This is a genomic window from Virgifigura deserti (assembly GCA_003576685.1).
Classification (GTDB): Bacteria; Pseudomonadota; Alphaproteobacteria; order Dongiales; family Dongiaceae; genus Virgifigura; species Virgifigura deserti.
This window is the reverse complement of the sequence record QOZR01000001.1, coordinates 31,238-54,788: the sequence shown is the minus strand read 5'-3', so window position 1 is coordinate 54,788 and position 23,551 is coordinate 31,238. Positions and strand designations below refer to the sequence as shown.

At 65.3% G+C, this 23,551-nt stretch carries 22 protein-coding genes; 19 read left to right on the top strand and 3 right to left on the bottom strand.

All coding sequences use genetic code 11. The annotated features are described in order from the left end of the window. The first annotated feature begins 14 nt into the window (after window positions 1-14). The 13 genes from DT069_RS00290 (at window position 15) to msrA (ending at window position 14,861) form a co-directional block, all read left to right on the top strand. The gene (locus tag DT069_RS00290) at window positions 15-1,247 is read left to right on the top strand and encodes a threonine ammonia-lyase (protein WP_119458277.1); all 1,233 of its coding nucleotides are present in this window, start codon (window positions 15-17) and stop codon (window positions 1,245-1,247) included. A gap of 478 nt (window positions 1,248-1,725) precedes the next feature. After that, on the top strand, window positions 1,726-2,502 hold the full coding sequence (locus tag DT069_RS00285; RefSeq protein WP_119458276.1) for a hypothetical protein: 777 nt from the start codon (window positions 1,726-1,728) through the stop codon (window positions 2,500-2,502). After that, window positions 2,499-4,502, top strand: a complete 2,004-nt coding sequence (locus DT069_RS00280) for an MFS transporter (RefSeq protein ID WP_119458275.1) — start codon at window positions 2,499-2,501, stop codon at window positions 4,500-4,502. The genes DT069_RS00285 and DT069_RS00280 overlap by 4 nt, the downstream gene beginning before the upstream one ends. Beyond that, window positions 4,499-5,491 (top strand): ABC transporter substrate-binding protein, encoded by a 993-nt coding sequence (locus DT069_RS00275; protein ID WP_119458274.1) that lies wholly within the window; start codon window positions 4,499-4,501, stop codon window positions 5,489-5,491. The genes DT069_RS00280 and DT069_RS00275 overlap by 4 nt, the downstream gene beginning before the upstream one ends. Before the next feature lie 880 nt (window positions 5,492-6,371). After that, window positions 6,372-7,742 (top strand): pyridoxal-phosphate dependent enzyme, encoded by a 1,371-nt coding sequence (locus tag DT069_RS00270; protein ID WP_119458273.1) that lies wholly within the window; start codon window positions 6,372-6,374, stop codon window positions 7,740-7,742. Between the two features lie 18 nt (window positions 7,743-7,760). Next, window positions 7,761-8,957, top strand: a complete 1,197-nt coding sequence (locus DT069_RS00265) for a cystathionine gamma-synthase (protein WP_119458272.1) — start codon at window positions 7,761-7,763, stop codon at window positions 8,955-8,957. A gap of 121 nt (window positions 8,958-9,078) precedes the next feature. Continuing rightward, complete coding sequence (locus tag DT069_RS00260) at window positions 9,079-9,351, top strand: hypothetical protein (RefSeq protein WP_119458271.1); 273 nt, start codon at window positions 9,079-9,081, stop codon at window positions 9,349-9,351. A 317-nt stretch (window positions 9,352-9,668) separates the two neighbouring features. Then, window positions 9,669-10,529 (top strand): flagellar motor stator protein MotA, encoded by an 861-nt coding sequence (gene motA / locus DT069_RS00250; RefSeq protein WP_119458269.1) that lies wholly within the window; start codon window positions 9,669-9,671, stop codon window positions 10,527-10,529. 23 nt (window positions 10,530-10,552) lie between these two features. Next, window positions 10,553-11,431, top strand: coding sequence for a flagellar motor protein MotB (gene motB / locus DT069_RS00245; protein ID WP_119458268.1), 879 nt, complete (start codon window positions 10,553-10,555; stop codon window positions 11,429-11,431). Window positions 11,432-11,589: 158 nt separating this feature from the next. Beyond that, the gene (locus DT069_RS00240; protein ID WP_162912888.1) at window positions 11,590-12,051 is read left to right on the top strand and encodes an RDD family protein; all 462 of its coding nucleotides are present in this window, start codon (window positions 11,590-11,592) and stop codon (window positions 12,049-12,051) included. A gap of 16 nt (window positions 12,052-12,067) precedes the next feature. Beyond that, the gene (locus DT069_RS00235; RefSeq protein WP_119458843.1) at window positions 12,068-12,793 is read left to right on the top strand and encodes an arginyltransferase; all 726 of its coding nucleotides are present in this window, start codon (window positions 12,068-12,070) and stop codon (window positions 12,791-12,793) included. A gap of 157 nt (window positions 12,794-12,950) precedes the next feature. After that, window positions 12,951-14,123, top strand: coding sequence for a TRAP transporter substrate-binding protein (locus DT069_RS00230; RefSeq protein WP_119458266.1), 1,173 nt, complete (start codon window positions 12,951-12,953; stop codon window positions 14,121-14,123). 81 nt (window positions 14,124-14,204) lie between these two features. Beyond that, the gene (gene msrA, locus DT069_RS00225; protein WP_119458265.1) at window positions 14,205-14,861 is read left to right on the top strand and encodes a peptide-methionine (S)-S-oxide reductase MsrA; all 657 of its coding nucleotides are present in this window, start codon (window positions 14,205-14,207) and stop codon (window positions 14,859-14,861) included. 94 nt (window positions 14,862-14,955) lie between these two features. Here the strand turns inward: msrA and DT069_RS00220 are convergent, their stop codons facing one another. The 3 genes from DT069_RS00220 to DT069_RS00210 form a co-directional block, all read right to left on the bottom strand. Then, the gene (locus tag DT069_RS00220; protein ID WP_119458264.1) at window positions 14,956-15,573 is read right to left on the bottom strand and encodes a biotin transporter BioY; all 618 of its coding nucleotides are present in this window, start codon (window positions 15,571-15,573) and stop codon (window positions 14,956-14,958) included. A 92-nt stretch (window positions 15,574-15,665) separates the two neighbouring features. After that, on the bottom strand, window positions 15,666-17,903 hold the full coding sequence (parC, locus tag DT069_RS00215) for a DNA topoisomerase IV subunit A (protein ID WP_119458263.1): 2,238 nt from the start codon (window positions 17,901-17,903) through the stop codon (window positions 15,666-15,668). A gap of 183 nt (window positions 17,904-18,086) precedes the next feature. Then, window positions 18,087-19,001: a LysR family transcriptional regulator gene (locus DT069_RS00210; RefSeq protein WP_119458262.1), complete on the bottom strand. Its 915-nt coding sequence runs from the start codon at window positions 18,999-19,001 to the stop codon at window positions 18,087-18,089. Between the two features lie 162 nt (window positions 19,002-19,163). Here DT069_RS00210 and DT069_RS00205 point away from each other — a divergent pair, with 162 nt between their 5' ends. From DT069_RS00205 to DT069_RS00180, 6 genes are all read left to right on the top strand, one after another. Beyond that, window positions 19,164-20,060 (top strand): DMT family transporter, encoded by an 897-nt coding sequence (locus DT069_RS00205; protein ID WP_162912887.1) that lies wholly within the window; start codon window positions 19,164-19,166, stop codon window positions 20,058-20,060. 86 nt (window positions 20,061-20,146) lie between these two features. Next, window positions 20,147-20,458 (top strand): SH3-like domain-containing protein, encoded by a 312-nt coding sequence (locus DT069_RS00200; RefSeq protein WP_119458842.1) that lies wholly within the window; start codon window positions 20,147-20,149, stop codon window positions 20,456-20,458. Beyond that, window positions 20,455-20,739, top strand: coding sequence for an SH3-like domain-containing protein (locus DT069_RS00195; RefSeq protein WP_119458260.1), 285 nt, complete (start codon window positions 20,455-20,457; stop codon window positions 20,737-20,739). The genes DT069_RS00200 and DT069_RS00195 overlap by 4 nt, the downstream gene beginning before the upstream one ends. Before the next feature lie 61 nt (window positions 20,740-20,800). Further along, window positions 20,801-21,421, top strand: a complete 621-nt coding sequence (gene nthA / locus DT069_RS00190; RefSeq protein WP_119458259.1) for a nitrile hydratase subunit alpha — start codon at window positions 20,801-20,803, stop codon at window positions 21,419-21,421. Window positions 21,422-21,493: 72 nt separating this feature from the next. Continuing rightward, a complete protein-coding gene (locus DT069_RS00185) occupies window positions 21,494-22,345 on the top strand; it encodes a DeoR/GlpR family DNA-binding transcription regulator (RefSeq protein ID WP_425449894.1) in 852 nt (283 codons plus the stop codon). Window positions 22,346-22,460: 115 nt separating this feature from the next. Then, window positions 22,461-23,534 (top strand): ABC transporter ATP-binding protein, encoded by a 1,074-nt coding sequence (locus DT069_RS00180; protein WP_119458258.1) that lies wholly within the window; start codon window positions 22,461-22,463, stop codon window positions 23,532-23,534. The last annotated feature ends 17 nt before the right edge of the window (window positions 23,535-23,551 follow it).

Here is a 23,551-nt window from a genome sequence, read left to right as displayed (position 1 = left end):
AAAGGGAATGTTCGATGACGGTGACGATCGACGACATCCGCGCGGCCGCCGCGGCAATCACGGGCGAGGTCGTGCGCACCCCGGCAGTCAATGCTCGCCGCCTAGCCGAGACGACCGGCGCGGCGGAGCTCGTGTTGAAGCTGGAGAACCTGCAGTTCACCGGCTCATTCAAGGACCGCGGCGCGCTCAACAAGCTGAAGAGCCTGAGCCCGCAGGAAGCCAAGGCGGGCGTGATCGCGATGTCGGCCGGCAACCATGCTCAGGGCGTGGCCTACCATGCGCAGAGGCTCGGCATTCCGGCGACGATCGTGATGCCGCAGGGAACCCCCTTCACCAAGGTCGAGCGGACGCGCAGCTTCGGCGCCCGGGTGCTGCTGCAGGGCGACGGTATCGATTCTGCGGCGGTCTTCGCCCGCGACCTCGCCAAGCGCGAGGGGCTGTGCTTCGTCCATCCCTATGATGACCCGAAGATCGTCGCCGGCCAAGGCACCATCGGCCTCGAGTTCCTGGAGGATGCCCCCGAACTCGACGTGATCGTCGTCCCGATCGGCGGCGGCGGCCTGATTTCCGGCATCGCGCTCGCCGCGAAGGCGCTGAAACCCGAGATCTCGATCGTCGGCGTCGAATGCGCGCTCTACCCCTCGATGCACCATTCCGTCCGCAACCTGGCCCCGGCCAGTGGCGGGCAGACGATCGCCGAGGGTATCGCCGTGAAGTCGCCGGGCGCGATCACCAAAGCGATCATCGAGAAGGCCGTCGAGGACATCCTTCTCGTCGACGAAGATGCGCTGGAATGCGCGGTGCAGATGCTGGTCGAGCGGCAGAAGATCGTTGCCGAGGGCGCCGGCGCCGCCGGCCTGGCGGCCCTGCTCGCCTATCCCGACCGGTTCGCGGGGAAACGCGTCGGCGTCGTGATCTGCGGCGGCAACATCGATTCCCGGATGCTGGCCCAGGTGCTGATGCGCGGCCTGATCCGCGACAGCCGCGTGGTGACGCTGCGTATCGAGATCTCCGACTCGCCCGGCGTCCTCGCCCATCTGGCACGCCTGATCGGCGAGACCGGCGGCAACATTATCGAGATCTACCACCAGCGCATGTTCTACGACCTCCCGGTCAAGAAGGCGGATGTCGACGCGATGATCGAGACCCGGAACGCCGACCATGTCCGCGAGATCGTCACCGCGCTCGCCGACGGCGGCTTCCCGACGCGCCTCCTGAGCAGCCGGTCGGTGGATCTGCCGGGATAGTTCTCAGCACCCGAAATCGGAACAACCCTTTGCACCACCATTACGACCCGCTCCATGCACTCGTCAGGCAGAAGAACAAGCTCGGCATCCGGCGCCGTACGTTCGTTACGATCGGGCGACAATCGGGTTTGTGAACGGAACGGCCTATTCTGCCGGAACATTTTCATCGCCAACTTCAGAATCTACTCCTCAAACTGCCGAATCTAATGTTAGCCAGCTGGTCGGCTTTATTGTTTTTTCCTGTCGTCATTGCAGCGACCCGAGCGGCTTATGGGACTCGGCAAACTCTCTCGAACTTCAGACGGGAAGCTGAATATCTCAGCGGCCAAGCAACAAAGATGTATAATACAGAATTCGCGCGTGCTGAACCGCGAAGCGGGGTCCGGCTGCCCGGCTCGCGAATAGGTTGCGGCCCTATTGATTGCCGACTCGATCGCCGATGTAATGCACCGGAGCAATAATCTCTCGGCGGGGGACGATGGCGCTTTTCTGGCGAATCTGGGCGGCGGTGACCATCGTCAATTTTGCGGTGCTCGCGATTTTCGTCGGGCTCGCGACCCTTCAGTTCGACCAAATTCATTCCGGCTTGGTCGGCGAGCGGCTGGTTGTCTTAGCAGATCACACTGCGGCGCCGTTCGAAGCGGCGGCGAAAATCGGCCTGCCGCTGTCCTCCGTTCGCAACGCCGCGGCCCTGCTCGAGCGCGCGCGACAGAGCGATAGTTCGATTACTGCGATCCATGTCTTCGACGCCGAAGGCCGGATCGTTCACTCAACTGACACATTGCCACCCGCGTCGATTCCACGGAAGGCAGTGGTGGCTCGTGTCGAGGCTAGCGGCACGCCCTGGTACAGCGAGACTGCTGAAGGGTTCCTCGGCAGCATTGACATCGCCGGCCGCGGCGAAAGCCTCGCGGGAGGCATTCTGGTCGCCTATTCGTCCGGAGGCAACGTTACCCGGGTACGAGCGATGGCAGCCGAATTGGCGCTGGCCGCGATGGGAGTGCTCGTGACGGCAGCGGCGTTCAGCGGCCTTCTGCTTCGCCTTGGGCTTGCCCGGCAGATTGAGGCCTTCGAGACTATCGACGTGACCATCGCCGGGTTCGAGCAGGATTCCTGGCGCAGCGCGGCGGCGGGCAGCCCCTCCCGGGACGCCGGGCACGACACCGATGAACTACGCCGCCTGCTGGACGCAGCCGACAGCAGCTATCGCACCGCGGGGCACGCGATTGCAGCTCTAAAGGATGGGCCGCGGTGAGGTCCCGCGCCCGCGGTTTCGACCATGTACGGGTCCGCGCACGCCTGATCGGCATGCTGACGGCCATTGTCACGGCCTCGGTCCTGGCGCTTGGCCTCACAGCCATTACCGCCTTCGATCGCGCGGTCGCGCCGGAGCTGGCCAACCGGACGCGTCTCATCGGCTCGATCATTCGAAGCGAGGTCCAGCGCAGCCTGCAGCTCGGGATACCGTTCGACGCACTGGCTGGCCTGGACCGCTACCTCTCCGAGACGCTGGAGCAGTTCAGCGAGGTCGATTACATCTCCGTCAATACGGCGTCCGGGTCGACTGTCGCGGAGGCCCGAAGCCCCACGGGACGCTCGCTTCTTGAGCAGACCGGCCTGGGCAAAGTAGTCGGCGTCCAGCGCAACACCTTCTCGCTGCCGATCCTCGTCGGCAACGAGTTGGTCGGCGCGATCGTCGTAGAGGTCAGTCCGCAGTTCGTGGAGACGCGGCTGCGTGACGTGTTCCTTGATGTCGTGGTGATCGCGCTCGTTGCGAGCTTGGTCGCGCTTGAGCTGGCGCTGGCAGTGGCCGTGAGCTCGGTTGGGAAACCCTTCGACCGCATCATTCGCCTGTTGAGCGAACAGCGCGAAGGCAACTTCGTACATTGCATCCCCCCCGGCGGCCTCTCCGGCCTCGGCCGCGCTGCTTCGAGGCTCAATGATCAGGCCGCTGATTTGGCCGAGCGGCTGGCGGCGCTACCCAGCGCCGCGCGAATCCGCATCACCGGCGCCATCGACGCGCGGATCTCGGAGGGCCGTCCGGTGCGGCTTCGCCTCTCCGACTTCAACGACATAAGACTGGCGCTGTTCCTGTTCACGCTCGCGACGGCAATCGCGAACAGCTTCCTGCCGCTCTATGCCCGGGCCGCCGTCCGGCCGAACTGGCTCTCGCCCGAGATGGCCGCGGCGGCGCCCTTCCTCCTCTATCTCGTCGCGGTGGCAGCCTTGTCACCATTCGGTGGCCGTATGGCGCGGCGGCTCGGGCCACGGCGCCTGTTCCTGGCGTCTGTGCCGCTCACTGCCCTCGCGCTGATGGCGATGGGGTTGTCGGACAGTGTGGCTGGAATCAGCTTCTGGCACGCGGCAACGGGGGGATTCTTCGCCCTCGCGACCATCGCCTGCCACGAATACGCCATCCGCGCCGCGGGGGACGGACGTAGCGCTCGCCCGGCGGGGGCCCTTGTCGCCGTCGTCTTTGGTGGCGTATTTGGCGGCTCGGCCCTGGGTGGAGTCCTCGCCGGCCGGTTCGGCTTTGAGGCGGCCTTTTTTGCGGGTGCGGCGATCGCGATATTGTCGGGCGCCATCGCGATAACGGCAATGATGGGCCGGGCAGGCGATTCCGCTGCCTCGCGATCCACGCCGATAGCACGCGTCACGAAGCGGCGGTTCACCGCCCGGTTCCTTGCCTTGCTCATCGGCATTACGGCCCCGATGAACGCGATCACCGCCATTCTGGTTTGGTACCTAACGCCTCTGATGCTCGCGGCCTCGGGCCACGGTCCGGCCGAAATCGCCCGTGTGGTGATGCTGTACTATCTCGCGGTCGTCCTGTTTGGCCCGACCGTAACCCACCTTTCGGACGGCCGGCTCGGCCCCATCGCCCTCGTCGTCATCGGTTCGGCCGTGTCAGGCTTGGCCGTACTGTCAATCGGCCTTTGGGATAGCGTCTGGGCTATCACTGTCGCGGTCGCTGGAGTTGGCCTTGGCCACACCCTCATCCGGGCACCGCAATACACGCTCGCTATCAGCGTCACGGACGGGGTCGGTGGGAACCTGGACGCGCTGCGCGTGGTCGAGCGGCTCGGCGCGCTTCTCGGCCTCGCGGTAAGCGCCACATTCCTTCGTGATATCGGGACAGAGACGATCCTCCGGATCTCAGGCATTGTCGTGCTGACCGGAACTGCTGCCTTTGCTATCATCGCCGGGCACGTTCGCTGGACGCGGCCAACACAAAAGCTTGGGAGGAATGGATGATTCGATTGGTCCTCGCTGCGGCGGCCCTCGCGGCGGGACTCGCCGGCTCGGCGGCGGCGGCGGACTACAAGGTTTTGATCGCCACTTGGCGGGGCTGTGAGCAAGCCTGCCAAGGCTTTCAGGATTATCTCGCCGAGAAGGGTCTCGGGGTCGAGTTCATCCTGCGCGACGCGGCGCAAAAGGAAGAGGCCCTTCCTGGAATCCTCGCTGAGGCCCGCGCCGCCGACGCCGACCTGATCCTGACCTGGGGCACCAGTGTCACCCGGGGCATTGCTGGGACGCTTGCCGATCTCGGCAACCCGAATTTTAATCAGGACATTCCCCAGATTTTCATGATCGTCGCCGACCCGGTCGGGGCGGGGTTGATCAACAGCCTTGACCACACAGGCCGTCCCAACCTCACCGGCACGTACAACCGGATGCCCGAAGAGGTGACGATCGAAACGATCCGAGCTTATTATCCCGACTTCGACCACTTGGGCCTGCTTTATCATACCAACGAAGCGAATTCGGCTCTCAAGCGCGACGAGATCGCGGCGCTGACTGACGAGATGGGTTTCGAAATGACCGCCCTTGAGCTGCCCCTCGGCGACGATGGCAATCCGCGAGCTGAGGACATCGCCCCGAAGGTAGCCGAGCTGAAGGCCGCCGGCGTCGACTTCGTCTATGTCGGCTCGTCCTCATTCCTTCAGGAGAACGGCGCCGCCTTCACTGCGGCCGCCGTCGAAAACGGGCTTCCAGTCCTCAGCCCGTACGAGCGGCTCGTCCGCGAGTCCCAGGCGCTGATTTCGGTGGCCGCGCGCTATTACGATGTTGGCCGTCTCGCCGGCGGCCAGGCGGAGCGGATTCTGGTCGACGGCGCCGTTCCCGGCGACCTGCCGGTGGTCCGGATGATCGACTTCGCCGTTGTGATCAATTTAGAGGTTGCCAAGGCGCTGAAGCTCTTTCCGCCCATGGGGTTGCTGCAGGTGGCCGAGACGGTGAATTAGGTAGCGCGATAGCGCGTCTTGCGCCGCCGGTCCGGCGCAGATCCGAGAGGTCTCACAGTCGGGCTGCGCTTCTGATTGCGGCTTTGGATCGCGCACTGACGGGCTGAGCGCGTCTGCGAAGGTCAGCTCTGGCGTACAGCAGTCGTGATTGACTTCGGTCCCACACGCCGGCCTCGTGCGATGTGTGGACAATCGATACCCCCAAAGGCGGAAGCAGGCGAGTGGCTTGATACTGCTGTTTGGGAAATCGCCGCATGGGTGGTCAGTCGCCATTCGGCCACGAGCGAGGCGGCGTTCACCTTTCTTCCAGCTCCGCGGCCAGCGCGTCGCTCGGGATCGCCGTTTCTTCCTTGTAGCGTTCGACCGCGAAGAAAGTGGTGTACCGCACGAAATGAAAATCGTGGTCGAAGATACGCCGTGCAGGCTTCGTCGCTCGGGAACATCGGCTGGAATTCCAGCAAGCTCGTGGAAAACCATTCCATGCTCGATCTCAGCCTCCACTGATGGTGGCACGGAACGGGTGAACAGAGCCTTTAGGAAGCAGAGAGTTCCTACCGGCGGTAGGCAATTCTGCCTCGGCAAAGGCACTCAACTAATAGCGGTTTTTGAGCTAGGTGCATGAGCCTTTTTAGTAATTCGGTTGCACCGTGCCACAGCTTACTCCGAATGGGCTTAGCAGCGTGGTTCGGCAGCAACTCCGGCAATGACAAAGAAAGATGCAAGGCTCCAAAGCTGTTTGAAATCCGCTTTAGAAAGTTGGCTGCGGCCAACGGTTTCCACAACAGCGGAACGTCTTCGATCGCGCGAAGCTCTTGCACGGTGCCGGCCAATTGCGCAAGGTGCGCTCTTGAACGCCCACACCGGCCTATGAGATCGCCCCATGCCCGCCTTCAGCAATGTCCTCGAGATGATCGGCAACACGCCGCTCGTCGAGGTGACGCGCCTTGACACCGGACCTTGCCGCTTGTTCCTGAAGCTCGAATCGCAGAATCCCGGCGGCTCCATCAAGGACCGCATTGCGCTCTCGATGATCGAAGCGGCGGAGCGCGAGGGCCGCATCCGGCCGGGCGGAACGCTGATCGAGGCGACCGCCGGCAATACCGGCCTCGGCTTGGCTCTGGTCGCGGCGCAGAAGGGCTATCGGCTGATCCTGGTGATCCCCGACAAGATGGCGCAGGAAAAGATCTTCCATCTGCGCGCGCTGGGCGCCGAGATCCGGATGACCCGCTCCGATGTCGGCAAAGGCCATCCCGACTACTATCAAGACATCGCCGAGCGGCTGTCGAAGGAGATCGACAACGCCCTCTACGTCAACCAGTTCGCCAACCCGGCCAACCCGAAGGCGCATGAGGAGGGTACCGGTCCAGAGATCTGGCAGCAGATGGATCACGACCTCGACACCGTGGTCTGCGGCGTCGGCTCCGGCGGCACGTTGACCGGACTGGGGCGATTCTTTGCCCGCGCCGCCCCGCATGTGAAGATGGTGCTCGCCGACCCGCGCGGCTCGGTGCTGACGAACATCGTGCAGACCGGCCAGATGTGCGAGGCCGGCTCCTGGCTCGTCGAGGGCATCGGCGAGGACTTCGTCCCGCCCAACTGCGACCTCTCCCTCGTCTCGCAGGCGATCACGGTCGGCGACGGCGAGAGCTTCCACACCGCGCGGGAGCTGCTGCGCCAGGAGGGCATTCTCGCCGGCTCCTCGTCGGGCACGCTGGTCGCCGCGGCACTGCATTACTGCCGGGCACAGCAGACGCCGAAGCGCGTCGTCAGCTTCGTCTGCGACAGCGGCAACAAATATCTGTCGAAGATGTTCAACGACTACTGGATGCTCGACCAGGGCTTCCTCGAACGCACGCGGCACGGCGATCTGCGCGACCTGATCTCGCGGCGGCATTCCGACCGGGCGACGATCACCGTCGCGCCCGAGGATTCGCTGCTGACCGCCTACGGGCGGATGCGGCTCTATGATATCTCGCAGCTCCCCGTGCTGGTCGACGGCAAGGTCGTCGGCATCGTCGACGAGTCCGACATCCTGCTCGCCGTCTACGGCCACGAAGACCGGTTCCGCGAGAAGGTCAAGGACGCGATGACCAGCAAGCTGGAGACGATCGAGGCAACGGCCCCGCTCGCCGAGCTTCTGCAGATATTCAGCCGCGATCATGTCGCGATCGTGATGGAAGGCGGGGCCTTCCTCGGGCTGATCACCCGCGTCGACCTGCTGAACCATCTGCGCCGCAGCCTGAAATCCTGAACCAGGGTCCTTCCCCCCATGACCGACACGTCGGCGGCCAAGCCGTCCTTCAACGCCCCCTCTCCGAACCGACCCGGATTCGCAACCCGCAGCATCCATGCCGGCCAGTCCCCGGACCCGGCGACGGGCGCGATCATGACACCCATCTACGCCACCTCGACCTACGTCCAGGAGAGTCCCGGCGTCCATAAGGGCTATGAATATTCGCGCAGCCAGAATCCGACCCGCATGGCCTTCGAGCGCTGCGTCGCCGACCTCGAGAGCGGCAGCGCCGGCTTCGCCTTCGCCTCCGGCCTCGCGACGACGGCGACGATTCTCGACTGCCTCGACAGCGGCGCCCATGTGATCGCGATGGACGATCTCTATGGCGGCACCTACCGCCTGTTCGAAGGTGTCCGCCGCCGCTCGGCCGGCCTGAGCTTCAGTTTCGTTGACCTTGCCGACCTCGCAGCCATCGAGGCCGCGATCCGCCCGGAGACGCGGATGATTTGGGTCGAGACGCCCACCAATCCGCTGCTCAAGCTGGTCGATCTGGAGGCGGTCGCGGCGCTCGCCCGGCGGCGCGGGGTTCTCGCCGTCGCGGACAACACCTTCGCCAGCCCCTGGGTGCAGCGCCCGCTCGAGCACGGCTTCGACCTCGTGATGCACTCGACCACCAAGTTCCTCAACGGCCATTCCGACATGGTCGGCGGCGTCGCGGTGGTCGGCGAGAATACCGAGCTGCGCGACCGCCTCGCCTTCCTGCAGAACGCGGTCGGCGCCGTCGCCGGCCCGTTCGACAGCTTTCTCGCCTTGCGCGGCCTGAAGACTCTGGCCCTGCGGATGGAGCGGCATTGCTGCAACGCCGCCGCCATCGCCGCGTGGCTCGAGGCGCACCCGAAGGTCGAGCATGTCTACTATCCCGGCCTCGCCAGCCATCCGCAAAACGCGCTGGCAAGGCGGCAGATGCACGGCTTCGGCGGCATGGTGACGGCAGTGCTGGCTGGCGGCCTGCCCGCGGCGCGGCGCTTCCTCGAGCGCTGCCAGATCTTCGCGCTGGCCGAGAGCCTCGGCGGCGTCGAGAGCCTGATCGAGCATCCGGCAATCATGACCCACGCCTCGGTTCCGGCCGAGAAGCGGACTGCGCTCGGTATCGGCGATGGGCTCGTACGGCTGTCTGTCGGCGTCGAGGACGAAGCGGACCTGATCGCCGACCTGGAGACGGCGCTGGGATAGAGCCTGATCCGATTACATCGTTTTGATGTGATCGGATCAGGCCCTAGCACGGAACTCCAGGGCTCGGCGGGGGTTGGAAGACAATGTTCTCCCTTTCCCACAGCAGCTTCGGAGCAGGTCGATGGCAGCGGCCGATGAAACCGACGAGGGAAACGAAGTCGATCAAGGAAAAGTAACCGGTCAAGTCCCCCAGGCGGACCGGTTCGAAACCACGCTGCGGGGCAAACCGAATCAAGCCTATGCCGGTTGCCGGCTGCGGTTCCTTACCGGGGGCCTCGTGCGGTTCTCCCGCGATGTCACCGACTATGACGGCGCGAGCGGCGTGATCGTGGTCGATGACTCCTTCCCGACGCCGCCCGAGCCGGGCGACGACTTCGTCATCGAGCGGCCCTGACGAGGTAGGGTCCGCCCCACTTCGGCACCTCCGGCCGTTCTGCGCGGAAAATATTCACGTAAACCGCTGATAAACAATTGCTTAAAGCCATCTTAACCGGGATCGGCGAGGATGTCGTCCAGAGCGGTTTGCGATTGTGTCTGGAGATTTATTCCGTGTCATGCCCGGACTTGATCAGGGCATTCAGGGGCCACGAGACAGGACTCTCGCCCGGCTTCCTGGATTGCCGGGTCAAGCCCGGCAATGACAAGCTGGAGACTCCTCCGAACCCACTCGTAACCGGTTTTAGGGTGCAGTGAGCGAAAAAGGCCGGGTGTATGCTCATCATCGTTGGCGCGGTGGTTGTGGTCGCGTGCGTGCTCGGCGGCTATGCGGCCATGGGCGGTCATCTCGTCGTGCTCATGCAGCCTTTCGAGCTCGTGATAATCGGCGGCGCCGCGATCGGCGCCTTCATCATCGCGAACCCAAAGGTCGTGCTGGTCCGGGCCGGCAGAAGCGTCAGGCGTATCCTCAAGGGGTCGTCCTATGACAAGGAGAGCTATGTCGAGCTCCTGAGCGTGCTCTATCAGCTCTTCAAGCTGGCCAAGACCAAGGGGATGCTGGCGCTGGAGTCCCATGTCGAGAATCCAGCGGAGAGCAGCCTGTTCCAGCAGTTCCCAAGCTTCGCCGAGAACGAAACGGCGATGACCTTTCTCTGCGACTATCTGCGGATGCTGACGCTCGGCACCGAGAACCCGCACGAGGTCGAGGCGCTGATCGACGAGGAGCTGGAGACGCATCATTCCGAATATACCCAGGTCTCCTCGGCGATTCAGACGATGGCCGACGGTCTGCCGGCGCTCGGCATCGTCGCCGCGGTACTCGGGGTCATCAAGACGATGGGGGCGATCACCGAGCCGCCCGAGGTGCTGGGTCAGCTGATCGGTGGGGCGCTGGTCGGCACGTTTCTCGGCGTCTTCCTCTCCTACGGTTTCGTCGGGCCGATGGCCAACGCGATCAAGGCGCTCGACGAAGCCGAGATGAAATATCTGCAATGCATCCGCGCCGGCCTGCTCGCGCATATGCAAGGCTATGCGCCGGCCGTTTCCGTCGAGTTCGCGCGCAAGGCGCTGCTGCAGATCGACCGGCCCACCTTCTATGAAGTGGAAGAGGCCGTTCAGGCCTTGCCGCCCGTGTAACAGCGACGGGACCTTTGCGGCAAATGGCAAGCAACGAACCGCCGATCATCATCAAGAAGGTCAAGAAGGGCCGTCCGCACGCCCACTATGGTGGCGCCTGGAAGGTCGCCTACGCCGACTTCGTCACTGCCATGATGGCGTTTTTTCTGCTGCTTTGGCTGCTGAACGCCACCACGGAGGAACAGCGGAAAGGAATCGCCGACTATTTCTCGCCCAATCTCGTATCGAACAGCGAGAGCGGCGCCAACGGCGTGCTCGGCGGCCGGACCATCATGACCGACGGCGCCATGCGGTCGGACAGCGCCCCACCCAACCTCATTATGGAGATGCCGCAGTTTGGCGAGATGGTCGAGCAGGAGATCGACCCGGACGCGCTGAGCGAGGAAGCGGCCCGGCTGCTCGCCGAACAGGAGGAGACGCGGTTCCGAGACGCCGAATTTGCGCTCCGCCAGGCGATTCAGGACGTCCCCGAGCTCAACCAGCTCGCGGAGAACCTGATCATCGACCGGACGCCGGAAGGCATGCGCATCCAGATCGTCGATCGGGAGAGGCTGTCGATGTTTCCGCTCGGCAGCAGCGAGATGCTCGATCATACGAAGAAGCTGATGACCCTGGTCGCCGAAGCGATCCGCCGGCTTCCCAACAAGATCGCGATCACCGGGCACACCGATTCAAGGCCGTATGTTCACAAAGGCGGGTTCAGCAATTGGGAGCTTTCGGCGGAGCGGGCGAATGCGAGCCGCCGCGCCCTTATCGCCACCGGCCTGCCCGAGAGCCGGATCGCGTCGGTGATCGGCAAGGCGGACGAAGAGCCGCTGATCACCGAGGATCCGACCTCGCCGCGGAACCGCCGCATCAGCATCGTGCTCCTTCACGAAGCGCCGGATCCCGTGCGACAGTAGGCTGGGCGGCCCGGGCAGCAGGCAGGCTTGCAGCACCGAACGCCCATGCCTATGTCGATCCCATAGGCTGCACGTGAAGGAGACGATCTCTGGCTACCGGCAATCTGCCCAATCTTACCAATGGCGGCAACAGCTGGCACGGGTCGGCGCCGGATGCCTTGGCCAATCCCGAATTCTATAGCGGCGTCCTCTGGCGACGGGTTTTCGCCTATGCGGTCGACCTCGTCCTGCTCGGCGTTCTGTGGGTCGTGGCGTTCCTCCTGATGTCGATCGCCGGCCTGTTGTCGCTCGGGCTGCTGTTTCCCTTGATCCCGGTCGGGCTGACGCTGCTGCCGATCGCCTATCATACCCTGCTGATCGGCGGGCCCCGCTCCGCGACCGTCGGCATGCAGCTCTTCGATCTGGAAGTCCGCAGCTGGACCGGCACGCTGCCGAGCTATTGGCAGGCCCTGATCATGACGTTGCTGTTCTATACGACGATGTCGCTGACCGGTTTCCTGATCCTGCTGGTGGCGCTGTTCAATCAGCGCGGCCGCACCCTGCACGACTATCTCTCGGCCACGGTCGTTATCCGTCGCGCTCCGTCCGTGGACCTGCTGATCGAGGAGCGACGGGCTTGAATCCGAAGGCCTGATGATGACGATCCATAGCCGCTCGCATCCCCTGCCCTTCCTGGTCACCACGGAGATGCCTTGCGCATATCTTCCGGGCCGGCTGGAGCGCAAGATCGTCACCGAACTCACCGGTCCGACGGCAGTCGAAACCTATGAAATCCTGTCGCGCGCCGGGTTCCGCCGCAGCCATTCGATCGCCTATCGTCCGGCCTGCAGCGGCTGCAGCGCCTGCGTGCCGGTGCGGGTGGTCGCGCAGGCCTTCAAACCGAGCCGGTCGCTGCGCCGCATCGCGCGACGGAATGCGGACCTGACGGCGCAGGTCCGCCCGGCGAACAGCACCCAGGAGCAATATCAGGTCTTCTCGCGCTATCTGGACCGTCGGCATCGCGACGGCGAGATGATCGGCATGTCGTTCCACGAATACCGATCGATGGCCGAGGACAGCCCCCTCGATACGCGCCTGGTCGAGTTCCGCACGCCCGACGAACGGCTTGTCGCCTGCTGCCTGGCCGACTGGACGCTGGACGGCCTTTCCGCAGTCTACAGCTTCTTCGAGCCGGACCTCGCATCCCGGGGTCTCGGGAGCTACATGGTGATCTGGCTAATCGAGCAGGCGCGGCAACTCGAACTGCCTTATGTCTATCTCGGTTATTGGATCGCCGACAGTCGAAAAATGGCTTATAAGACCCGGTTCCGTCCTCTCGAGGCGTTCGGCGCCACAGGCTGGCGACCCTTGGAACTCGGCTGACCGCCCACTGCGGTGATCGGTCGAGGAGGTTCCCGCCAGCACCACCCGTATGCATGCCCTCGCGTAGGCGGCTGGACATTTTTAGTATTCTTAATAATCTATTGGGGATTCTTGAACGGGAATCCGAACGAGTTCTGCGCCACAGGGTGGGGGCACCATGAATCGTCGCGACTTCTTGGCCGGGGCAGCCACGGGCGTGGTAGCCGGCACTGCCAGCGCCTATGCGGTCACCCAGCATCGCCGGGACCCCGCCATGCCGCCGCAGGAAACGGCGGCGCCGAAGCCTGCGTCAGCCGCCAAACCGGCCGCTCCGGCGATCGCCAAGGGTATCCGCGAGCTGAAGATGGTCACCACTTGGTCGAAGAACTTCCCCGGCCTGGGCACGGGCGCGCAGCGCGTCGCGGATCGGGTCGGCGCGCTCACGGGCGGCAAGCTGATCGTCCAGCTCTTCGCCGGCGGTGAGCTCGTCCCGCATTTCGAGTCCTTTGACGCGGTGTCGAGCGGCGCCGCCGACATGTATCATGGCGCCGACTATTACTGGCGGGACAAGTCGCAGGCCTTCAACTTCTTCGCGACCGTCCCGGGCGGCTTCACCGCGTCGGAACTCAACGCCTGGATCCATCATGGTGGCGGGCAGAAGCTGTGGGACGAGCTTGCCGCCGGGTTCAACATCAAGCCGATGCTCTGCGGCAACACCGGCATGCAGATGGGCGGCTGGTTCAACAAGGAGATCAAGAGCCTCGACGATCTCAACGGCCTCAAGATGCGCGTCCCCGGCCTCGGCGGCGAGGTCATGCGCCGTCTCGGCGCCTCCATCATTCCCCTGGCGAGCAAGGATGTCTTTCCGGCGCTGCAGAATCGCGCGATCGATGCCGCCGAGTGGTTCGGCCCTTGGAACGATCTCGCCTTCGGCTTCCACAAGGTGACCAAGAACTACTATGGACCCGGCTTCCACGAGCCGGGCCTGGCCTTGACCCTCGGCATCAACAAGGAGGTCTGGGACAGCCTGTCCCAGGATCAGCAATATGTCCTGCTGCATGCCAGCTCGGCGGAGAACGATTACATGCGCGCCGAGTTCGACGCCCGCAACGGCGAGGCGCTGTCGACCCTTGCAAACCAGCACGGCGTCCAACTCCGGTCGTTTCCGGACGACGTGCTGAAGGCGGCCGGTGCGGCATCGGCCGAGGTCGTCGCGGAAATCGGCAACTCCGACGGGATGACCAAGCGGGTCTATGACAGCTATATTGCGTTCCGCGCTTCCATCACCCGATGGACGACGCTTTCCGAAAAGGCCTACATGACCGCACGCGGCGCGTTCTTTCCTGCATAGCGGCGGTGGGTGACTCCACCACCGGCTTTCACGGCGGGAGGGGAGCGCCTATATCCAGGGGGCAAGCGAGGAGAAACAGCAATGTGGTTTACGCCGAAGAAGACAGAGCTGCCGAAGCCGGAAGATGCGCTGCCGGGGCGTGCCGAGGAAATGCCGGTCCCCGACCGCCACGCCGTCAATGGTCATCCGTTGAAACCGCCCTTCCCGGCCGGGCTCGAGATGGCGATGTTCGGGATGGGCTGTTTCTGGGGTGTCGAGCGCAAGTTCTGGCAGGCTCCGGGCGTCTACACGACCGCCGTCGGCTATGCCGGCGGCACCACGCCCAATCCGACCTATGAGGAGGTCTGCACGGGCCTTACTGGCCATAACGAGGTCGTCCGCGTCATCTTCGACCCGAAGGTGACCGACTATGACGCGCTGCTGAAGCTCTTCTGGGAGAACCACGACCCTACGCAGGGCATGCGACAAGGGAACGACACCGGCACGCAATACCGGTCCGGCATCTATGTCTATTCACCGCAGCAGAGAGCGCGCGCGGAGGCGTCGCGCGACGCCTATCAGCGCGTCCTTTCGACGAATGGCTATGGCGCGATCACGACGGAAATTCTCGACGCGCCGGAGTTCTACTACGCTGAGGACTATCACCAGCAATATCTGGCGAAGAACCCGGGCGGCTATTGCGGTGTCGGCGGCACCGGAGTCACCTGTCCGGCGGGCTTGGCGGAAACGGTAGAGTAGAGGTCGCTCAGCCCCCACCCTCCCGCTGCGCGGGTCCCTCCCTCACCCGGCTCAGCCGGGGGAGGGCTGGGGTGGGGACAAGCCGAATCAATTGTCAGCCGCGGCGTTGGCCCACCAGCCGCCAAGCGAGCGGGAGAACCGCAGTGGCGAGAGCGGTCTGCACCAGCGTTCCGACATAAAAGGGAACGGCGCCGGCCACCCAGGCTGCGGCGAAGCTTCCCATGAAGCCGGCAAGCCATGTCACGCCGAAGACGAAGATCACCGCATGGCCGAACGCCATCGCCGCAAAGGTGCGGATCGGATCGCGGTCCCAGCCGCGCTCGGCAAGCCAGCCAATCGCCGCGGCACTGAACGCGAATCCCATGAGATAGCCACCGGTCGGTCCCGCCATATAGGCGAGCCCCAGCCCGCGCTCCGGCGTCCCGGAGAAAACCGGGAGCCCCGTCGCGCCCTCGGCCAGATAGAGCAGGACCGTCGCACCGCCGAGCCGCCATCCATAGGCGGCGCCGATCACCAGTACGACAAAAGGCTGCATCGTCAGCGGCACCGGCCAGAAGGGCACATGGAGCTTCGCCGACACGGCAAGCGCGAGCGAGCCGACGACCATCAGCGTGATCCAGCGCAGCGCCGGCGCCGTTTTTCCTGCCGGCCAGAGCGTGCCGGCAAGCGTGACGTGAGCGGGCGTCGAGTGGGCGGATTGAGCAACGTTCATCAAGAAGATCCCCTATGTAGATGGATCCGGGCATGCGCCCGTCCGCGAGCTAACGTTCTTACCCGCCCCGCCATCGAGCCGCAACTGCGCCGTCAACCGAAACGGTTCGTCTTCGGGAATCCGTTCGGCGGCAGGCGCCCGGCCTGGGCGCGGTCGCCGCGCCAGGATCGCAGGTCGGTTTCCGTGCGGGTGCGCTCGCCGATGCGCCAAGTCAGCCCGTCCCTCCGCCTGAACACCTTGACGTCGGAGAGACCGCCATCCTTGTATTTCTGCAGGATGACGCCGCGGCCGCGAGTCATCTCCGGCACCTGCTCCAGCGGGAATACCAGGAGCTTCCGGTTCTGCCCGAGCACCGCAACCGTATCGCCTTCCGCCGGCACGCAGGCCTGGGCCTCGACGCCGGCGGCCAGGTTCAGCGCCTGCTTGCCGCCGCGCGTCTGCGCCAGCACCTCGGCCTCGGGCACGACGAAGCCGCGGCCGTCAGCGGACGCCACCAGCAGCTTGCTTTCGGGGCGATGGACGAACATCGCCACGATGTCTTGATCGTTGCCGAGATCGATCATCAGCCGCACCGGCTCGCCATGACCGCGGCCGCCCGGCAGCTTGTCGACGCCGAGCGTGTAGAACCGGCCGTTGGTGCCGAACAGCAGCAGCTTGTCGGTCGTCTCCGCATGGATCTGGAAGCGCGGTCGGTCGCCCTCCTTGTATTTGAGGTCGCTCGTGTCGGTGACATGCCCCTTCAGCGTACGGATCCAGCCCTTGTCCGAGCAGATCACCGTCACCGGTTCGCGTTCCACGAAGGCGTCGAGCGGAATGACCACCGCCGTGGGCGCCTCTCCCAGCTCCGTGCGCCGCCGGCCGAGCTCGGTCTGCGGGCCGAACTGCTTCTTTAGCGCGGCGATCTGGGCCGCGATCTCCTTCCACTGCCGATCTTCGTCCTTGACCAGCCGCTTGAGGTCCTTCTGCTCTGCCTTCAGCGCGTCGAACTCCTTGCGGATCTCGATCTCCTCGAGCTTGCGCAAGGCCTTCAGGCGCATGTTGAGGATGGCGTCGGCTTGCAACTCGGTGAGGTCCCAACGCTTCATCATCACCCGCTTGGGATCGTCCTCCTCGCGGATGATGCGGATCACCTCGTCGATGTTCAGATAGGCGATCAGATAGCCGCCGAGGATCTCCAGCCGCCGCTCGATCTCGGCCAGCCGATGGCGGGTCCGCCGCAGCAGCACGTCGCGGCGATGGTCGAGGAAGGCCTGGAGGACCTCCGGCAGAGACATCAGCCGCGGCGTGTTGGAGCCGTCGAGCACGTTCATGTTCAGACCGAAGCGACTCTCCAGCTCGGTCTGACGGAACAGCGACTCCATCAGCATCTCGGGGTCGACGTTGCGGCTCTTCGGCTCGAGCACGAGGCGGACGTCTTCCGTCGACTCGTCGCGAATATCGGCGAGGAGGGTGAGCTTGCGCGCCTGCAGCAGCTCGGCGATCTTCTCGATCAGCCGCGACTTCTGAACCTGGTAGGGGATCTCGGTGACGATGATCTGCCAGCCGCCGCCCTTCAGCTTCTCGACCTCCCAGCGGGCGCGCAGGCGCATCGAGCCACGGCCGGTGCGATAGGCTTCGACCAGCGCGTCGCGATTCTCGACCAGTACGCCGCCGGTCGGGAAATCGGGTCCCGGCATCAGGAAGACGAGCTTGGCGATCGTGGCGTTCGGGTACTTGATGAGATGCGCGAGCGCGTCGCAGATCTCGCCGACATTGTGCGGCGGGATGCTGGTCGCCATGCCGACGGCGATCCCCTGCGAGCCGTTCGCCAGCAGGTTCGGGAAGTTCGCCGGCAGAACCACCGGCTCGATCCCCTCCCCGTCATAGGTCGAGCGGAAATCGACCGCGTCCTCGTCGATTCCCTCGAGCAGCGCGCCGGCGACCGCGGTCAGCCGTGCTTCGGTATAGCGCATGGCCGCGGCGTTATCGCCGTCGATATTGCCGAAATTGCCCTGCCCGTCGACCAGCGGGTAGCGGACCGCGAAGTCCTGCGCCAAGCGGACCATGGCGTCATAGATCGCCGCGTCGCCATGGGGGTGGAACTTACCGATCACGTCACCGACGACACGGGCCGACTTCTTGAACCCCGAGCCCGGATCGAGATGGAGCTGGCGCATCGCATAGAGAAGCCGGCGATGCACGGGCTTCAGCCCGTCGCGCACATCGGGCAGCGACCGCGACATGATCGTCGACAGGGCGTAGGAAAGATAACGCTCGCCGAGCGCGTCAGCGAGGTCCGTGACGCGGATCTCGCCCGTCGGCGGCGGCGCTGACGCAGCCTTCTTACTCATTCGAGTTCCCTAGTGGATTTTCGTTGAAATTTCGCTAAGGCGACTATGGTAAATATAGCCGGACAAGCTTGAGAATCCAAGGAAATCCAGCGCATACCGCCGTTCCGATCACCATTGCCGGCGAGCCTCCGGAGTCGGGAGATCAGTAGTGATCGGACCGCCGGTATCGCGGCGGAGTACCCCCTATTCGGCGACGCCGGCCATCCCTGGTGGCTCGCCCGCAAGGCGGCGGCGTTGCCGCGCGAAGACCGCTGTCAGCGCATCCGTCACGGTCCGGACCGCGGGCTCGCGCAAGACATCGCGGTGGATCAGCAGATACTCCCGGCCGGTCAGCGCCGTGATCGGGTCGGTGAGGCGCACGAGCTCAGGCAGATCGTCGGCCATGAAGCAGGGCAGGACGGCGAGCCCGGATCCTGCGCGAACGGCATCGAGCGCCACGGTCGCCTGATTCGTCCGTACGCGCGGCGGCCGCGCCAGCCGCTCGTCCAGCCAGCGCTTCTGCGGGCCGAACCACAGACGCTCCTCGGCGAAGCCGACCCAGTCGCAGTCATAGTAGCGATCGTCGGTCCAGGCCGCCGGCCGGCGATCGACATAAGCGCGGGCGCCATAGACGGCATAGCCGATGTCGCCCAGCCGCTTGCTGATCACGCTTCCGCCCTCCGGCAGGCACTGGCGGATCAGCAGGTCCGCCTCGCGGCGCGACAGATTGGCGAATACATGGTCGGCCAGGAGCTCGATCTCGACGCCCGGCGCGGCGTCCAGCAACTCGTCGAGGTAATCGGTAAGGAAACGGGCCAGCACCTCGTCAACCGAAATGCGCACCGTCCCGCCGAGCTGCTGAGTAAGAGCCGGCTTGGCGCGGGAAACGGCCTCCGCCGCCACACTCATCTCCGCGACGAGGGGGATCAGGCGTTCGCCGGCCGGGGTCGGCACGAGCCCTTGCGGCAGGCGGTCGAACAGCCGGGCGCCAACGGTTTCCTCCAGCGCCCGCAAGCGCCGGCTCAATTTGGGCTGGCTCATGCCCAGCAGCCGCGCCGCCGCCGACTGGCTGCCTGTCCGCGCCGCGGCGTCGAGGAGGCGCAAATCTTCCCAATTCATCTCGGCATACCCCTATCAGCCAAGCCATGCGTGCACGCATGCCTGTTATAGCGGATCCGGGGCTCCGCAGCACATCCGAAACGCGGCATCAACGCACTATCGGATGTCACCTGCGGAGCGGCGATGCGCGGGCCATGGTCACTCGGCGATAGAACGCAGGCCGTGCTTTGGGCCCTTGCCGGCACGTTCCTGTTCTCGCTTGTGTTCGCCTCAGGCAAACTCACGGGCGGTGCCATTCCGGCCCTGCAGATCATCTTCATCCGCTATCTCAGCGGTTTCGCGGCCATATCGGCTGCCGCGCTCGTCCGTGGTCGCATTCGCGGCGCGATCGACAGTCGGCGCCGGCCTCTGCATCTGCTGCGCGGCATCTGCGGTGCCGGCGGCGGCATCTGCGCGATACATGCCGCGACCCGTCTGCCGCTGGCCGACGCCACCGCGATCGGCCTGACGGCAGGCATGCTGGCCATGATTCTGGCCGTCGCCATCTTGCGTGAACGGGTGAGCGGACTGCATTGGGTCGCGGCCCTGGCCTGTGCCAGCGGCGCCCTGATCGTTGCCCAGGGTGGCAGTCGCGGTAGCGGTGTCGGCGCGGTCGCGATTACCCCCGCGGCATGGATCGCGCTTCTCGGCGCGCTGCTGATCGCCTCCGAGACCGTTCTCCTCAAGGTTCTGTCCAGCCGCGAGAGCGCCTGGACCGTGCTGCTCCACGTCAACTTCTTTGCCGCCCTGCTTCTGGTCGGTCCGGCGCTGTCGATCTGGCAGCCGATGGGCTGGGCGCAGCTCGGTGCCCTCGGCCTGCTGGGACCGCTGGCTTTGTCGGGCCAATATTGCAATATCCGCGGTTATCGGCTGGCCGATGCCGCCTTTCTCGCGCCCTATGGTTATAGCTGGATCCTGTTCGCCGCCGTGATCGGCTGGATCGCGTTCGGCGAGCTGCCTGCGGCGACGACGCTGTGGGGGGCGGTCCTGATCGTCGCCGGCGGTGTCGCGCTGGCTCGCTTGTCGGATCGCCGGCGAAGGCGTGGCTCGCGTTCGGTCGATCTTCGCCACAGGGTTTGACGGGGGCGTGACGGGGGGCTTGACGGTCGGCCGCGACTGCCGGTCAGATAAGACCATGTACCGGCTCGAACCGAATGGAGGCGATCATGCGCGGCATTCACGATCTCGGCGGTCTGCCCGACGGGCCGATCGACCGCAGCGAGCATGACTACGCGCTCTGGGAGAAGCGGATCGATGCGATGATGGTGCTGCTCGGCGCCAAGGGTGTCCTGCGCGTCGACGAGCGCCGCCGCGCCATCGAGGGTCTCGGCGCCGAAGCCTATGGGCGGCTTTCCTATTACGAAAAGTGGCTGGCCTCGGCCACGACCCTGCTGATCGAGAAAGGCGTCTTCACCGTCGATGAGCTCGGCCGCAAGATGGCCGAAATCGAGGCGCGCGCCGCGGAGGAGCAGCCGTGATCGCCCGCTTCGCCGCCGGCGACCGCGTCGCGGTACGCCACGCCGATCCACCCGGCCATGTCCGCACGCCGTTCTACATCCGCGGCAAGGCGGGCGTCGTCGAACGGCTCTGCGGCGCGTTTGCGAACCCGGAGGAGCTGGCCTATGGCCGAACCGGACTGCCGGCGAAGCCGCTTTACCGGGTCCGCTTCGCGCAGCGCGAGGTCTGGCCCGATTATGCCGGGCCAACGGCGGATACGGTCGATATCGAGCTCTATGAGCACTGGCTGGAGCCGGCCTGATGACCCCCTCGTGCTTCGATGGGAGACTCAGCCTCAGCCCGAAATAGTGGGGAACAGCACCATGACCGAAGAGCACAACCACCCGCATGAAACGCTGCCCGATCAGGATGGCCCCCTCTCCTATTATCAGCGAATGGAGGCGGCGGTGCGCGAACTCCTGGTCGAGAAAGGCGTGCTCGCGGCCGCCGAAATTCGCGAAGCGGTGGAGGCGATGGATGCGCGCAGCCCGGCCGACGGCGCCCGCGTGGTGGCCCGCGCCTGGGTCGATCCCGCCTTCAAGGCGCGGCTGCTGGCGGACGGATCGGCGGCCTGCCGAGAGCTCGGGATCGACATCGGAGGAACCAATCTGGTCGCCGTCGAGAACACGCCGGACGCCCATAACCTGATCGTCTGCACGCTCTGCTCCTGCTATCCGCGGCTGCTCCTCGGCTTGCCGCCGGACTGGTACAAGAGCCGCGCCTACCGATCGCGGGCGGTGCGCGAGCCGCGTGCCGTCCTCGCCGAGTTCGGCACCGACCTCCCGGCCGATGTCGCGGTGCGGGTCCACGATTCCACCGCCGACATGCGCTATCTGGTGATTCCGATGCGGCCCTCGGACACCGACGGCTTCAGCGAGGCGGAACTCGCCGCTCTGGTGACCCGCGACAGCATGATCGGCGTCGCTCTCGCTCGCCAGCCCTAAGTCACCTTTCTTACATTGCGCGGCGAGGTGATGTAAGCTCGGCCGATCATTTGGCGAGGAGGTCGGGCAAGGATGGACGACGCGGCGCGAGCGATTCCGGCGGAAATGCAGGGGCGGCACGCCCGGATTCTGGATCTCGTTCAGCGCAAGGGCTTCGTCGCGATCGAGCAGCTCGCACAGGATTTCGGCGTCTCGGCCCAGACGATCCGGCGCGACATCAAGGAACTGGCCCGGCAGCAGCTGCTGCGCCGCTATCATGGCGGCGCCGGCCTTCCGGAGCAGGCCGACCGCCTCGCCTACGGTAACCGCAAGATCCGCCACGCCGCGGAGAAACGCCGGATCGCTAAACTGGTCGCAGCCCAGATTCCGAACGGCGCCTCGCTCTTCATCGATATCGGAACGACGATGGAGGCGGTCGCCGAGGCGCTGCTGCAGCATGAAAAGCTGCGGGTGATCACCAACCATATGGACGTCGCCTCGCTTCTGAGCGAGCGGACCGACTTCGAGATCATCGTCGCCGGCGGCATGCTGCGGAACCGCGACCGCGCCATCACCGGCGAGGCCACCAGCGAGTTCCTCCGGAAGTTCCGGGTCGGCTACGGCATCTTCGGCATCGGCGTGATCGACGAGGATGGCGAGATGCTGGATTACGACTACCGCGACGTCCAGGTGTCGATTACCGCCATGTCGATCGCGCGCCGCCGCTTCGTCGCGCTCGACCATAGCAAGTTCAGCGGCGACGCCATGGTCCGCGTCTGCCATGTCTCGGAGGTCGAAGGGGTGTTCACCGATGCCCCGCCGCCGGCGAAGCTCGCACGGCTGCTGGATCAGCAGGGCGTGACGCTGTTCCTCCCGGATGGCGAGGCCGACGGATCGCCCGCCGGAGATAATCGCGTATCTCCATTACGGAATTTCGATAATTGACATGGACGTAAAAAAGTTGACATCGTGCTGTCACGGGGTCGGCGCATCTTGGCCGCTCCCGGACCGGCGCGCCGCAAGCAGCGCCTGACGACAGGACGGATCGCTCGGGGGAGGAATGTCGGAGATCGTTCTCGACCATGTTTCGAAGGTCTGGGGTCAGACCACCGCGGTCGACGACGTTTCGCTCACCGCGGCCGCCGGCGAGCTACTCGTCCTTCTGGGCCCGTCCGGCTGCGGCAAATCCACGTCGCTGCGCATGATCGCCGGACTCGAGGAAGTCAGCGCCGGGCGCATCCTCATCGAGGGTCGGGACGTGACCCGGCTGCCGCCGGCGAAGCGCCGCATCTCGATGGTGTTCCAGTCCTACGCCCTCTTCCCTCATCTCGACGTCGCGGAGAACATCGTCTTCGGCCTGAAGGTGCGCAAGCTGAAATGGGCCGAGCGGTCGGCACGCCTCGCCCGCGTCGCCGAGCTGGTCGGCCTCGGCGAGCTGCTGCACCGTCGTCCGGCGCAGCTTTCGGGCGGGCAGCGCCAGCGCGTCGCGCTTGCCCGGGCGATCGTCGCCGAGAACCCGATCTGCCTGATGGACGAGCCACTGTCCAACCTGGACGCCAAGCTGCGCCATGACATGCGGGTCGAGATCCGCGCGCTGCAGCAGCGGCTCGGCATGACCGTCGTCTATGTCACACACGACCAGACCGAGGCGATGTCAATGGCCGACCAGGTCGTCCTGATGTGCGACGGGAAGATTGTTCAGGCGGGCCGGCCCGAAGACCTTTACGACCGCCCGGCGACGACCTTCGTCGCGAGCTTCATCGGCACGCCGCCGATGAACCTGATCGATCTAACAGACGGGCCGAACGGTGCCGTGGTCGCCGGCGCCGCCGGCCGGGCGGTGCTGCAAGGACCCGGGCATGGGCTGCGGCTCGGCATCCGGCCGGAGCATCTGCGCCTCGCCGACGGCGCCGGGATCGAGGGAGAGATCGTCTCGGCCGACTATCTGGGCGCCGACACGATTCTGACGGCGCGCGTCGGCAACCAGTCGGTGCTGCTCCGCGTGCCCGGCCGCTCCGGCCTGGCGACGGGGGAGCCGGTGCGGATCGCCTGGTCGCCGGAGAGCGTGCATGTATTCGACGGCACGAGCGGCCGGCGTATGGAGGACGGCCGCGCGGTGCCGGTCGCCGCTTGAGCGGGCTGACTCTGAGG

What these genes read in the sequence shown, in the direction of transcription:
- DT069_RS00290 (WP_119458277.1), top strand. Translation starts at nt 15, where the DNA reads ATGACGGTGACGATCGACGACATCCGCGCGGCCGCCGCGGCAATCACG.
- DT069_RS00285 (WP_119458276.1), top strand. Translation starts at nt 1,726, where the DNA reads ATGGCGCTTTTCTGGCGAATCTGGGCGGCGGTGACCATCGTCAATTTT.
- DT069_RS00275 (WP_119458274.1), top strand. Translation starts at nt 4,499, where the DNA reads ATGATTCGATTGGTCCTCGCTGCGGCGGCCCTCGCGGCGGGACTCGCC.
- DT069_RS00270 (WP_119458273.1), top strand. Translation starts at nt 6,372, where the DNA reads ATGCCCGCCTTCAGCAATGTCCTCGAGATGATCGGCAACACGCCGCTC.
- DT069_RS00265 (WP_119458272.1), top strand. Translation starts at nt 7,761, where the DNA reads ATGACCGACACGTCGGCGGCCAAGCCGTCCTTCAACGCCCCCTCTCCG.
- DT069_RS00260 (WP_119458271.1), top strand. Translation starts at nt 9,079, where the DNA reads ATGGCAGCGGCCGATGAAACCGACGAGGGAAACGAAGTCGATCAAGGA.
- motA (WP_119458269.1), top strand. Translation starts at nt 9,669, where the DNA reads ATGCTCATCATCGTTGGCGCGGTGGTTGTGGTCGCGTGCGTGCTCGGC.
- motB (WP_119458268.1), top strand. Translation starts at nt 10,553, where the DNA reads ATGGCAAGCAACGAACCGCCGATCATCATCAAGAAGGTCAAGAAGGGC.
- DT069_RS00235 (WP_119458843.1), top strand. Translation starts at nt 12,068, where the DNA reads ATGACGATCCATAGCCGCTCGCATCCCCTGCCCTTCCTGGTCACCACG.
- DT069_RS00230 (WP_119458266.1), top strand. Translation starts at nt 12,951, where the DNA reads ATGAATCGTCGCGACTTCTTGGCCGGGGCAGCCACGGGCGTGGTAGCC.
- msrA (WP_119458265.1), top strand. Translation starts at nt 14,205, where the DNA reads ATGTGGTTTACGCCGAAGAAGACAGAGCTGCCGAAGCCGGAAGATGCG.
- DT069_RS00220 (WP_119458264.1), bottom strand. Translation starts at nt 15,573, where the DNA reads ATGAACGTTGCTCAATCCGCCCACTCGACGCCCGCTCACGTCACGCTT.
- parC (WP_119458263.1), bottom strand. Translation starts at nt 17,903, where the DNA reads ATGAGTAAGAAGGCTGCGTCAGCGCCGCCGCCGACGGGCGAGATCCGC.
- DT069_RS00210 (WP_119458262.1), bottom strand. Translation starts at nt 19,001, where the DNA reads ATGAATTGGGAAGATTTGCGCCTCCTCGACGCCGCGGCGCGGACAGGC.
- DT069_RS00200 (WP_119458842.1), top strand. Translation starts at nt 20,147, where the DNA reads ATGCGCGGCATTCACGATCTCGGCGGTCTGCCCGACGGGCCGATCGAC.
- nthA (WP_119458259.1), top strand. Translation starts at nt 20,801, where the DNA reads ATGACCGAAGAGCACAACCACCCGCATGAAACGCTGCCCGATCAGGAT.
- DT069_RS00185 (WP_425449894.1), top strand. Translation starts at nt 21,494, where the DNA reads ATGGACGACGCGGCGCGAGCGATTCCGGCGGAAATGCAGGGGCGGCAC.
- DT069_RS00180 (WP_119458258.1), top strand. Translation starts at nt 22,461, where the DNA reads ATGTCGGAGATCGTTCTCGACCATGTTTCGAAGGTCTGGGGTCAGACC.